The organism is Halobacteriovorax sp., assembly GCF_041587335.1.
Classification (GTDB): Bacteria; Bdellovibrionota; Bacteriovoracia; order Bacteriovoracales; family Bacteriovoracaceae; genus Halobacteriovorax.
The window spans coordinates 1-12755 of sequence record NZ_JBFGYP010000031.1 but is presented as its reverse complement, the minus strand read 5'-3'; the positions used below and the strand labels follow the sequence as shown (position 1 = coordinate 12755).

Annotated in this window: 14 protein-coding genes; 6 read left to right on the top strand and 8 right to left on the bottom strand. The window is 34.1% G+C overall.

Annotation, left to right across the window (positions count from 1 at the left end; translation table 11 throughout):
* Positions 1-274: 274 nt before the first annotated feature.
* Entirely contained in the window at positions 275-1993 is a 1719-nt protein-coding gene (locus ABX784_RS06835) for a M61 family metallopeptidase (protein WP_372654125.1), read from the bottom strand.
* Between the two features lie 158 nt (positions 1994-2151).
* Between ABX784_RS06835 and ABX784_RS06830 the strand changes: the two genes are divergently transcribed.
* Positions 2152-2568: a HesB/IscA family protein gene (locus ABX784_RS06830; RefSeq protein ID WP_372654124.1), complete on the top strand. Its 417-nt coding sequence runs from the start codon at positions 2152-2154 to the stop codon at positions 2566-2568.
* Between the two features lie 5 nt (positions 2569-2573).
* Positions 2574-3374, top strand: coding sequence for a LysR family transcriptional regulator (locus tag ABX784_RS06825; protein ID WP_372654121.1), 801 nt, complete (start codon positions 2574-2576; stop codon positions 3372-3374).
* A gap of 4 nt (positions 3375-3378) precedes the next feature.
* Here ABX784_RS06825 and ABX784_RS06820 read toward each other — a convergent pair whose 3' ends face one another.
* The 4 genes from ABX784_RS06820 to rfaD all read right to left on the bottom strand — a co-directional run bounded on the left by ABX784_RS06820 (position 3379) and on the right by rfaD (position 5744).
* On the bottom strand, positions 3379-3786 hold the full coding sequence (locus ABX784_RS06820) for a hypothetical protein (protein ID WP_372654120.1): 408 nt from the start codon (positions 3784-3786) through the stop codon (positions 3379-3381).
* Between the two features lie 5 nt (positions 3787-3791).
* Entirely contained in the window at positions 3792-4163 is a 372-nt protein-coding gene (locus ABX784_RS06815) for a hypothetical protein (protein WP_372654118.1), read from the bottom strand.
* A 169-nt stretch (positions 4164-4332) separates the two neighbouring features.
* The gene (locus tag ABX784_RS06810) at positions 4333-4758 is read right to left on the bottom strand and encodes a FliG C-terminal domain-containing protein (protein WP_372654116.1); all 426 of its coding nucleotides are present in this window, start codon (positions 4756-4758) and stop codon (positions 4333-4335) included.
* Between the two features lie 8 nt (positions 4759-4766).
* Positions 4767-5744 carry an ADP-glyceromanno-heptose 6-epimerase gene (gene rfaD, locus ABX784_RS06805; protein WP_372654115.1) on the bottom strand — a complete coding sequence of 326 codons (978 nt, stop codon included), beginning with the start codon at positions 5742-5744 and terminating at the stop codon, positions 4767-4769.
* A gap of 458 nt (positions 5745-6202) precedes the next feature.
* Here rfaD and ABX784_RS06800 point away from each other — a divergent pair, with 458 nt between their 5' ends.
* Both ABX784_RS06800 and ABX784_RS06795 read left to right on the top strand, forming a co-directional pair.
* Positions 6203-6679 (top strand): molybdopterin-dependent oxidoreductase, encoded by a 477-nt coding sequence (locus ABX784_RS06800; RefSeq protein WP_372654112.1) that lies wholly within the window; start codon positions 6203-6205, stop codon positions 6677-6679.
* A 47-nt stretch (positions 6680-6726) separates the two neighbouring features.
* Positions 6727-8037 (top strand): sensor histidine kinase, encoded by a 1311-nt coding sequence (locus ABX784_RS06795; protein ID WP_372654110.1) that lies wholly within the window; start codon positions 6727-6729, stop codon positions 8035-8037.
* On the opposite strand, the gene tatC is transcribed toward ABX784_RS06795, so the two are convergent.
* On the bottom strand, positions 8034-8762 hold the full coding sequence (gene tatC, locus ABX784_RS06790; protein ID WP_372654145.1) for a twin-arginine translocase subunit TatC: 729 nt from the start codon (positions 8760-8762) through the stop codon (positions 8034-8036). The two genes, ABX784_RS06795 and tatC, sit on opposite strands and share 4 nt — an antisense overlap.
* Before the next feature lie 131 nt (positions 8763-8893).
* Between tatC and ABX784_RS06785 the strand changes: the two genes are divergently transcribed.
* Entirely contained in the window at positions 8894-9523 is a 630-nt protein-coding gene (locus ABX784_RS06785) for a hypothetical protein (protein ID WP_372654108.1), read from the top strand.
* Here the strand turns inward: ABX784_RS06785 and ABX784_RS06780 are convergent.
* Entirely contained in the window at positions 9488-10303 is an 816-nt protein-coding gene (locus tag ABX784_RS06780) for a (2Fe-2S)-binding protein (RefSeq protein ID WP_372654106.1), read from the bottom strand. The genes ABX784_RS06785 and ABX784_RS06780 overlap by 36 nt on opposite strands.
* Positions 10303-11079: a type I methionyl aminopeptidase gene (gene map, locus ABX784_RS06775; RefSeq protein ID WP_372654104.1), complete on the bottom strand. Its 777-nt coding sequence runs from the start codon at positions 11077-11079 to the stop codon at positions 10303-10305. Before map ends, ABX784_RS06780 begins: the two co-directional genes overlap by 1 nt.
* A 176-nt stretch (positions 11080-11255) precedes the next feature.
* Here map and ABX784_RS06770 point away from each other — a divergent pair.
* Positions 11256-12755: YiiX/YebB-like N1pC/P60 family cysteine hydrolase (locus ABX784_RS06770; RefSeq protein ID WP_372654102.1), on the top strand; the 1500-nt coding region annotated here is incomplete at its 3' end.

Genomic DNA, 12755 nt, shown 5'->3' with positions numbered 1-12755 from the left:
TCTAAATTTTCATACGATATAGAGAATTTGTCTAGGGTGAGGAAAATGTTAATTGAAGTATTCGTATTTCTCTAAGCCTGCAGCAGCGCAACATAAGTCTGAGTCATACAAATTAGGATTGTTGCAAAGAGAAAGAATAGTACTTTAGCAATCACTTCCTGAATATCATCTGGCATCATAATTTCTACCCCTAATTTATTGCGAACCCTATATATGACAAATTTAGTCTCTTATCGCAACTAAAAAGTAAGGCCCAAGCACTAGGGCCTTTATGTTATAAGAGAAATTTCTTTGTGAGATTCTCATCTGTTGACTTAAGTGACTTAATTGTTCTTGGTCCATGGTCCATTAACACTTTTACATGAGTTATATAACCTAGTCTTGAAACACAGAAGTCATATGTCTTATTAACAGTTAGAAATTTATCGTATTTTTGAAAATCGCTGCTCAAGATTCTCATCCCATCGATTGCAATAATCTCATCGCCAGCATTTAGCCCATACTTATGAGCAGGACCATCTAACTCAACAGACTTAATAATAACTCTATCTCCGCTATTAGAAGTTGTTAAACCTAAAGAGCTTGCTTTAGATTCAGTGTATTCAACTTCTATAGACATCTCTTTAAGAAAAGCTTCAAAGTCAATTTCTTCAGTTGAAGTGATCATACTTGAAAATTTATCACTTACAGACTTATTCGTTAGAGATTCAATCATAGAATAGACTTCATGATCTTCCATTCCTACATCAGGGTTGGACTTATACCTCTTCCAAAGAAGATCTAGTAGATCATTAATTCCCTTTCCTTCTTTGACTAAAAGCACATTTAATACAAAGAATACTAGTCCACCTTTTAAATAGTACGAAATGGAAGAGTTGTTAGAGTTTTCATCAGGTCTATATAATTTAATCCACGAATTAAATGAACTATCTTCAAGAGAATGAAACTTTCTTCCAGGAATTGAAAAGTATCTATTCAGATTAGTCGTCATTTTTTCTAGGTATTCCTCTAGACTTGTAAGACCACATCTATAAACAAAGAGTTGATCCATAAAGCTTGTAAGTCCTTCTGTTAACCAATGCATTCTTGTTTTTGCTTCAGTTAAATAGTCAAAAGGTCCAAGCTCTTTAGGTCTAATTCTTTTTACGTTCCATGTATGGAAGTACTCATGAGCAACTAGCTCTAGCCAGTCAGTGTATCCCTTTCTATCTATAATAGATCTTGAACAGTATTGGAGTGCTGTAGAGTTTTTATGTTCAAGACCTCCAAAAAGGTTTGGGGCAAAGTGAGTTATAAAAGTATATTTTTCATAAGGGATCTCCCCCATTGTTTTAGAGATATGCTCTACTATTTTTTTGATATCGGCTTTAAAGTCAAAATCATTCTTCATAGGAGAACCAAACCAGCAAAGTTCATGGTCAATGCCATCAACTCTAAATCCATCAGTATCCTGGCAACCAATTTCAATAGGTGAATCTATTAGATCATCATAGTCTTTAGCAGTGTAAAGAAAGACTTCTCTCTTATCAGAAATATCTTTAAGTCCAGTTGTTAACTTAGACCATGTTGGTGAAAATTCAATCTCAACTTCAGGGTCTAATATCTCTTTTTCTAGGACTCCCATAAATATTGTAGGTCCATGTAAGAACGCATGGCTTTCATCTATATGTGATGTTCTAACTGTAAGCTCATGGCAAAAAACATCGTAACTAATTTCGAAGCTTTCTTTATCGCCTTTAATATCACCCTTAGTGAAGTCTACTTCATAAACTCCCTTATCTATTTGTTCATAATAGAAAAACTCACCACCAGTATTAAGTGCTTTAAAGTTCTGGATATGCTTTCCATACTCGCGCATTAAATATGACCCAGGAGACCATGAAGGAATAAAGAAAGATAATTTAGAATCTGATGGATTTCTTTTGCCGTGTATAGTCACAGTTAAGTAGTGAGTTTTAGGGCTTTCTATCTTTAACTTATACTTGAGTTTCATTTATTTGATCCTTTTTTTAAAAAATTCTTGAAATTAAGGTCTTCTTTAAGCTAGAAGCATAGAAAAAATGAATTTCAATTTTGAAAACTTACATGACAAACTTATTTTATTCAAGTTTGACACAACACACACAACACACACACAAAAGAGAAATCACTATGGCCTTTAAGGAAAACAAAATTAACCCAAATCTTGTTGCCAAACCTGTGGTCTATTTTACAGAAAGAGCGTTTAATCAGCTTAATCTAATTCTGGAAAATGACTTTACACTAGCAGGTAAGTATTTTCGTATCCTCATCTCAGGAAAAGGATGTGATGGCTTTACCTACTCTGCAGGATTCACAGATATCAAAGACGAAGACTTTCAAGTAAAAATTGAAAACGTAGATAATGATGTCATCATTCTCCTTGATCCTTTTGCAGCTTTCTACCTACAAGAAAGCTCTGTAGACTTTATTCAAGACCTAGTAAATGATGTAGAAGGTTTTGTTATAACTAACCACCTACAAAAGAAATATGCTGGAAAGTTCTGGAGAAAAGCTCCAGAAAAAACACCTCCTCTAGTTCAAGAATAGTAATTATGGATTATAGATATCTTAAGGCCTTTCTTTATACTGCAGAGTATGCGAGCTTTTCAAAAGCAGCAGAACAATTAAAAATTGCTCAATCTGCAGTAAGTAGACAAATCAAGTTACTTGAAGAGTCACTTGATGAAGAGCTTATAATGAGATCTTCTAAGAAAGTCCTTTTGACTAATAAGGGTAAAGAGCTTTTTTTAGTGGCCAAGCAATTTGATGAGATGACCTCTGATATCTTTCAAAAAGAAGATAAGAGGGCGCTAAAGATTGGTATCCTTAACGGTCTCTTAAAAAATTGGTTCACTCCATATTTAACTAAGTATTGTAAAAAATATTCAAGAGAGTTACTGATTCATATTGAGGATCAACCACAGCTTAAGGCCGGTATTGAGGATGGACGCTACGACATCACATTCTCAACGGATAACTTACAATCTGAACTTGTTTCTTCTTTAAAATTATTTCATGAAAAGTTAGTTCTTATATCTAGAGATGAGATTGATTTAGACAACTTGCATTTGTATAGATGGGTTGTATTTAGTGATGGAGACAATCTTTATAAGATTAGTAAGAAGCCTAGTGAATCAATTATTACGGTAGATTCAATAGACACGATTTTAAGCTTAGTAAAAAGTAATTTAGGAATTGCTGTTGTTCCGGATCATGTATTGAAGAAGAGTGAGAACTTAAGAACTTATAATCTGAAAACTCTTCCTAACTCAGATATCTATATGACTACGTTAAACTACAAACAAATGCCTGCTCATATAAATGAAATGACTTCCATTATAACTTCTAAGTAAAACACTACTGTTCAACAGAGAATAGGAAGTCACTTCCTTGGTAGATTTGCCATACTTTTCCATCTTCAAAATCACCAACACAGTACTCTAGATTTTTACCAGAAATGATATCTTGTAAACCATCTAAAGCATCTCTATATGGTAACTCTTCATCAGGAAAGTATCCTCTAAACCCATTTATTGCTCTTCCAAATAACTTAACAGCTTCACTATGACTTCTTGACTCACAATTTAAATCTTTATAATCAAAGAGTTCATCAAAGTGTACTGCCATAGCTTGATCATAGTCCCATCTTGCAGACTCTAGGGCCCAAGAAACTTCTTCTATGGCCCTATTAGACTTAACCGGATTAGACTTTCCAAATACTGAAGCTGATATAATTAAAAATATTATTAGTATTATATTTTTCATAATAGTTAGTCCCAGCGGTTATAGAGGACGTTTATATTTTCCATCATGTCTTTAGAGATTAGAAAATATCCGTCATCGTTCTGTAAGTAACAAACTTTAGAGTTACTTACTCCTCTTACAATTTCGCTACATTTAACAATGCTATTGTCTTTATTGCTTGATACTTCACAATCAAGATTTCCATAAAGTTTTCTCACTGCTTCTCTAGCAAAAGAAGAAGGGTTAGATTCAAAATCAGATTCAACATCAAACTCGTTTATTACAAATGACTTGCTATCGACAGAGTGATCATCCGAAAGGGCTGCACTACAGTCATAGTTCGCATTCGCAAGCTGAATTGAACTGAGAACAAGAATTAAAGATAATAAATACTTCATAGGTCACCTCACTTTAAAAATTTGTACGACCAAATTATCTATGTAAGAAATATAGGTCAGTGGATGCTCTTTTTAAATAATATTAGTCGGATACAATCTATCTAAGAATTAGATACCTAATGACGCAGAATTCAGATTATTCGATGTAAATACTTGTAAGAAGTATTAGTTAAACCATTGTTTCAGAAGAACTTGAGAGTATGAGCTCACCTTTTTCGACTTTCTTTCTTACGACCTGCATTACTTTTTCAACACTCTCTTCTACGTCTGAAACCGGGCGAAGTTTCCCATTTAAGACACTTTGTATTTCCTCTCGAATAGAAGTCGATACATTTTCAAGAATATGCGTTCTAAGCTCTGCAGAAGCAAGCCTGAGCCCTAGAGCAAGATCATTTAGGTTAATCTCTCGAAGTAGCTCTACGAGCATTTTGACTGTTATAAATCTTAGGTCTTCAAAGACGATAAGGTTTTGTTTTAGAAGTTCGGCCATTTTCGGGTCTTTCTTGGCTATATCAATAAGAATACGCTCTCTTTCAACCATAGAAAGTGCAGAGAGCATTTTTGCGGCCTCTTTTACTCCACCCTTAAATAGCATACTTTCTCCTAGTAGTGCTTATCGCCACCAATAAGGTAGTTTTTAACGTAGTCCTCAACGCCATCTTCAAGAGATGTAAATTTAAAGTGAGGTAGAAATTCTTTAAACTTCGTCATATCGGCTTGAGTGTAATACTGGTATTGATTTCTAAATCTTTCAGGCATATCGATAAACTCAATATTCTCTTCTTTTCCCATGGCCTTAAAAGTTGAAACCATTAAGTCATAGAAGCTTCTAGCACTTCCAGTTCCCAAGTTGTAAATTCCAGAAAAGTTAGCAGAGCTTGGATTCATCATTTCTATCATAGCTCTCGCAATGTCTTTAACGTAAATGAAGTCTCTAAGTTGTTTTCCATCTTCAAAGTCATCGCGGTGAGATTTAAAAAGTTTTACTTTTCCAGTTTCAAGAATTTGTCCGTACGCCTTATGAACAAGTGAGCGCATATCACCTTTATGAAATTCATTTGGTCCATAAACATTAAAAAACTTTAATCCAAACCATTGTCTAGGATGTCTATCTTGTTTTAAAACCCACTCATCAACTAGTTGTTTAGAGTATCCATATCTATTAAGTGGAGTTAAATCTTTTATCTTCGAGTGGTCATCACTATAGCCATTTTCACCATCACCATAAGTGGCAGCAGAAGAAGCATATACAATTGGAATATTTCTTTCTGTCGCGAGTTCAAAAAGAACTTTAGAATACTCAACATTATTTCTCATTAAGTAATCCATATTAAGCTCTGTCGTTGCTGAACAGGCACCGATATGGAAGATAAAGCTTACCGACTCGATAACCTCATCCACTATTCCATGAAGAAATTCATCACAGTTAAAGTAATCATGATATTTTAATCCAACTAAATTAGACCATTTTTCAGACTCAGAAAGTCGATCTACAACTATGATGTCTTCTCTTCCTAATAGGTTTAATTCTTTAATTAAAACGCTGCCGATGAAGCCTGCTCCACCTGTCACTAAAATCATGTACTCATCCTTATTCATTAAATTTATACAATATAATACACAATAATTAGCCAGTTAGCCATAAATCAACAGAATTGTTAACTCTGAAGAAAACAAGTTTAGAAAATAGCTTTAGTTTCCTTAGGATAAGTAAATGCCATATAAATGCGGCGAGGTGAATAAGGGTTAGAAACCTAAGTTACCAGAAAGTCATAAAATACGAGTATTAGAGAGAGCTCATGTAAGGTTGTATTAATATAAGTTTTTGAGGAAAATATGAAAATTATAATAAGTGTAATTTACTTGCTACTAACATTTATTCCATTGAGCGCTAATGATAACTATAGTGGCAATACCTCTATTTACTGTACTCCCGACTCATCTCCAACCTGTAGGCTAAGGCCCAAGTATACATAATAACTTTTGCCAAAAAGAATTGTTTACGACACAATAGCCGAAATAATTTTAAAGGTAAAAGTATGAAATATATAATAACGATATTACTTTCAGTTATATCCCTTAACGTCTACTCTCTCCAATATTCAAAACAAAAGATTTATATTAAGGGAGAAGTGAAAGAAGAAAAGACTTTCACAATAGAAGAAGTCTCTAAACTACCTCAGACTACCCTCGCAATACATGATCCTTATTCAAAGAATAAGAAAATATCTTTTGAAGGAATATACCTCTCAGAAATCTACAAACTTTATGCAAAGAAATCTGCGACTAAAGTTGAGGTAATAGCTATAAACGACTATAAAGTAGTGATTGATATAGAATTTGTGAAAAGTGAAAAGATGCTTTTAGCAATAAAAGGTGATGGAAAATTCTTATCTGTTAGAGAGAAAGGTCCTGCAAGAATAGTTATTCCAGGTAAAGGAAAATTTGAAAAAGGAAGCTTGGCCAAAGAAGGTGTAAACTGGGTTTGGTTTGTAAAAACAATTAATTTCTTATAATGCAATATACTAAACTTCTTAGAAACTCCATTAAGAGTTATATCATCTTGGGTATTATCTTTCTCTTTGCTGGACTATTTATAGCAATAATTGGTCACTGGACACTTTCAGTAAATAGAGATTCTCTTCAAAGAGTCTACTCCTTCCGTTTATTCTCTCGAGGAAACTTTCAGGTTATCTCTGCAAACTTGAGAGCAATGACCTCACTATCTCAGGCAATTTACGAGAAAGATAAAGAAAAGTTAGAAGAAGGTTATCTTCATCTCGAATCATCATATGGTTTTCTCATCTCACTAGACTCAGAGCTTTACCTACAGGGCTCCGAAAGCTCCCTTGACGATAAGCTTAATAGTCATGATATTCTTTTGGAAAAGTACTCTGAAATATTAGAAGATCCATTCTCTAAAGAGTCATATAAGAAGAGTCTTGACCTACAAAAGAGAATCAGCTTAATGAACCAATTTCTTGGGTATGCAGAATCTGAATTTTGGAAACAAAGAGCAGATGATTTTGAAAATATACGCCTTAGAAATCAAACTATTGAAAAGATCTACTGGACGCTTGTCTTCTCTTTTATCGTAGCTCTTTTTATACTTGTCTACTTCTTTTTAGAGCGTCTAAAACTAGAAGCTGTACTTGAAAAGCAGAGACTAGATATGGTGGCAAATTCAAGGCTGGCCGCTCTAGGTAGTTTTTCGGCGGGGATTGCACATGAAATCAATAACCCTCTAACTGTAATCCAGTGGAGATCTAAGTCATTAAAGAAAAATCTTGAAAGCTTTTATTTAGAAAACCCTAAGATTGAAAGTGACCTAGAGAGTATTGAAAAGAATACATTTAGAATAGATAAGATAATTAAGAGTATTAAAACTCTCTCTAAGAATGCTGAAAAAGATCAAAGAGAAAAAGTATTAATAAGTTCAATTAGAGATCAGCTAAATGATATTCTCTCACCTAGAATTGCAACAGATCAATTAGATTATCAATTTACATCCAACTGCTATGAACAAAGTATTTATGTTAGAGAAGTACAAATTATTCAGGTTTTAGTAAATCTTATAAACAATAGCTTAGATGCCATTGCGACTCTAGATGAAAAGTGGATTAAAGTTTGTGTAAACTTAAAAGGTAAAAACTTTGAAATCTCAGTAACTGACAGTGGCCCAGGGATTCCTAAAAAACTTCAACCTCACCTCTTCAACTTATTTTTTACAACAAAGTCTAAATCAAAGGAAAATTCAGGTATAGGTCTCTCACTGTCACATCAGATCATAAAAGATCACAATGGAGCATTAACCTACAATGCGAAGTCAGAGAATACACAATTTTTAATCACAATTCCTGCAGAAGAAAGTTAGGACGAATGATGTCTTTCTAAGTATGGATGAACGACTAAGGCCACAGCGAGAATACCAACTTCAAATAAGACTGTTAGTGGAACCCAAAGACCTAGCATTGTAATAATATCTGGTGGAGTTAATATCGCACTAAGAGCAGCAAATCCAACATAGACATAACTTCTAACAGATCGAAGGGAGTACTTAGTAACTAATCCCATAAAACCAAGAATGAGAAGAAGATTAGGCAGCTGAAATATTATTCCCAAGAAAACTAAAACTTTTGAAGCTAATACTAAATATTCTTTAAGCGATATCGTCGCCGTTACATTAGATACTCCAAACCCCATTAAAGTTTCAAATGTAAGAGGAAAAACAAGAAAGTAACCAAAGGCGATACCTAACCAAAAGAGAATAAATCCAACAAGAAAAAAAGGTTTAACTCCTTTTGCTTCATGTTCATATAAACCTGGCTTAATAAATTTCCACAGCTGCCAAAACCAAAGAGGAGATGAAACAATAACACTCGACCAAAAGGCAACTTGAAATTGACTGAGGACTTTATCTAAAAGACCTAGATAAATTATTTGACCACCTTCATTTTTAAGGGCCCCTCTCAAAGGAGACAGAAGTACTTCTGAGATAACATCTGCCTGTGCGTAACAAACAATGAAACTAATTGCTAAAATGGCGACAACTTTCACCATTGTAGATCTCAATTCTTCTAAATGTTCAACTAAGGACATTTCTTTCAATGAATTCTCCAGTACTTACGGTAGATTTCTTCGTATTATTTATGTTAAAATCTTAAGATAATTGGGCATATACCGATATATACTTATATATGAGAATCAAGTTTTTGGCAAAGTGAGTGAGCTTGAAAGTACTTTTAACATTTATTTTATTCATAGGTTCGCTAAATACTTTAGCAGAGTCAAAAAGAAATGATCTATTGTACTGCTTAGGACAGGAGGAGCTTTCTCTTCATAGTTCCAAAAAGACTGGTCCTCACTACTTCTTAAACCAACACTTTATCAATGAAGCTGCATCCTCAGGAGAATTTAGACTCAAGAGAAAATACTATCATGAGATATGTGAAATCAGAGAGTTTCCACCATCGATTGGTCTTCTAAGAAATATTCTTCTTTACGAGGAAGATATCTTTACCACACCAAAAGTAGAGGACGAAAATCTAAGAGCTCTCTATACGAGTGGATATGAGGCCTTTATTTCCGAGACCCCTCAAATATTCTTTCAATTCCTAGCACTTATTCAAACTCAGACAAAGTACCCTCACTGTCTAAAGGAAAATATTCCTAAGATTCATGAGCTCACGTATAAGTTTCAATATTTAAGAGAAGAGTTAGACCTAAAAGATTTATTAAAAGATAAGAAATCAATTGATAATATTTTTACAAAGCTTAAGTACCTCGACTCTATTTATGAAGAGTGCGACAAGAAACAAAAAGAGCTAGATAAAAAGATCAAAACGAAGAGTAATTCCTAGCTTACTCTCTGCGTATTCGTGAAATGTATCTAAAATATATCTACTATTTTCATTCGGTAAAATTTTAAAAACGACTGTGTGTCCACTAACAGACAAGATTACAATAGTGTATTTATCGAGCTCCTGCTCTTTCATCCACTTCCTCTTAAGATCATCGACCTTTATAACAAATTCACTAGGAGCTAGTCCCAGAGGACGAACTCTATTTCCATCTTTATCAAACTTTGAGTCTAAGACCTTATCCTCTTTAATCAGAATATTATTTTTAACTTTTGAAATGGCCTCAATGACATCTTCCCTACAGCTTCCACACCCAATAGATGCCTTCAATTGATCAGCGACATAGAGTAGATCTGCCTTTGGGTTAGCTTTTACGATATCACTAATTTGTAGCTCTGAAACTCCAAAGCAACGACAAATTAACTTTCCTGATAATTTAGAACTAAGGCTTTCATAATTATGATTTCGCCCTTCATAGTCACTAAGCGCCAACTCAAAAAGATACTCGGGAATGTTAATTATTTTTTTACTAAAGAAGTCCTCATGTCTTTCTTTCCATGAATCAACTAAAGACGTTATCTTTGAAAGAGGAGCCCTCTCAAGAGAAGTAGCCAACTCTTCAAATAAATTAAATAGCTCGTCTTCCTTGGGGCACTCGAAGTAGAACCCTTCAAGCCTAGACTTATTATTAATATCTAAATAGACCGAATAGCCAGTCTCACCAACATAAGTACTGGCCTTGCCTGAAATCAAAAAAGGCTTTTGATTGAACTCGCTCATTAAAGCTTGAATTCTCTCTCTTCGTCAGACCTTAAAGTTAGAATATCATGACCATCTTCAGTACAAAGAATTGTGTGCTCAAATTGAGCAGACCATTTTTTATCTTTAGTTATAACTGTCCAATTATCTTTTAAGACTTTACAGTGTCTACTTCCAAGATTGATCATTGGTTCAATAGTAAACGTCATACCTGGCTTAATTTCTGGACCAGTCCCCTTCTTACCAATATGAACAACTTGTGGCTCCTCATGAAACTCTCTTCCAATTCCGTGACCACAGTATTCCTCTACAACAGTATAACCATAACCATGAGCAATCTCTTGGATAACAGCACCGATATCACCGATGTGAGCACCAGGACGAACTTGATTAATACCTTCTCTCATACACATATAAGTTACTTCTACGAGCTTCTTAACCTCTGGAGCAACATTACCTACAAAGAAAGTCTTATTAGTATCACCATGAAATTTATTTAAGTAAGTAGTTACGTCAATATTTAAGATATCACCGTCTTTAAGAACATCTCTCTTACTTGGTATTCCATGACAAATCACTTCATTCTTAGAAGTACATACTGACTTAGGAAATCCGTGATAATTAAGAGGAGAAGGGTAAGCACCATTTTTCACAATAAAATCATGACAAAGCTTGTTAAGTTCCTCAGTAGAAACGCCAGGAACCACGTGAGGTTCAATAAATTCAAGTGTTTGAGATGCAAGCTTACTTGTAGCTCTCATTAGCTCTATCTCTCTAGAAGATTTAATTGAAATCATACCTTTACCCTTTATTTATCTTTATATAGCGTTAATGAGTATTTTTAAGTTCTAAGACTACTTAAGTCAATGGCCTTCACCTAATTTCAAGGCATTGTTAGTCTTTATTCTTTACAATGCGTTTGACGCTATGTGACGGCATATATATAAAACAGCAGAACCAACGGGGAAAAAATATGATTAAGCATGTATTTCTAAAGCTGATACTCTCAGCAACTCTAGTAGACACTGCATTCGCTCTAACACAACTTGAACAAGACATAGAAAAGCCAGACGCACTTTACAGACATAGTGCAGCTATAATTAATCAATCAGTATTACTTACAGGTGATAGTGAAGAAGTTTTTAGAAGTAATAGAGAAGCTTATAAAGATTTAGCAAATCTAATGGAAAGGGTTGATGCCTACTCCGCTTACTTAGCAAGCTCACTTAAGAATACTCTCTCTAACGGTAGAGTTATAAACGGTGAAAAAGTTTATCATATCTCCAGTCTAATAAATGTTTATCACGGCCTAAGTATTAAATTTAATGAACTTAATACCTATGCAAAGCCTACAAATATAAATAACTTTTTAACAACAGGTAATATTGTAAGGTTTGGAAAAGATCTACTATGGCTCGCTTCCTATACAAAACTGTATAAAAGTTTTTATAACAACTACCTAAACTACTACACTCATATCAATCTAAGAAAGATAGTTAAAAACCTTATTGAGACAAAGAGAGAATCAAGACAAGTAAATGTTGATGAGCTCTTTGCTATGGCAGCGCATACTTTTGAAAAAGAAAATAGAAAGAAAGTAAAAGAATTCTTCAAAGCATATATAGATTACAACGTTTCAAAAACAAGGAGACTAGACTTTCATGAGTTAGTTGAGATTATCTATTATGAAATAGATAAAGACGTCGTCCTTAATACAATATTAAGTAGCAACACTGTGAATATCTCAAATTATACATTTACAGATACTCTTATGACTTTCTTTGGAAAAGTAACAAATGCAATAAGTGGGATCTTTGGAAATCTCGTAGGTAAAGTAAGATGGCGTCATGGTTACTTCTACAAAGATACCTATGTAGAGAGTAAACTTATTAAAAACCTTAAACCACTAGATATCATTTTTGAAAAAACTCCCTTTGCTCTAACTGATGCTCTTATTCCAGGTCACTTTGGACATGCAGCGCTCTACCTTGGAACAGAAGAGCAGCTAAAAGATATTGGAATGTGGAGCACAAAGACAATTGAGCCTTTTCACAATGATATAAGATCGGGAAAAGTAATTATTGAAGCTGTTCGCCCTGGCGTTAGACTTACAACTCTGAAAAAGTTTATGGAAATTGATGAGATTGCCATTGTGAGACAACCCGAGGTCGCTGATGATTTCTTTGAAACAATGAGTATTTATAAGAGAGCAATAGATCAGCTTGGAAAAGAATATGACTTCAATTTTGATGTAGAGACTACAGATAAGATTGTATGCTCAGAGCTTCTCTTTTTTGCTTTTGGAAAAATCAACTGGCCAACAGCCTACATTCTAGGAAGACCAACAATATCTCCTGATAACTTAGCAGAGTTAACATTTTATGATCAATCCCCTATTAAGTTTGTCTTAAACTATTGGTCAAAGAAAAAAGGCGAAATTATAGAGGGTGATATAAATCAACTGGCAGAAAAT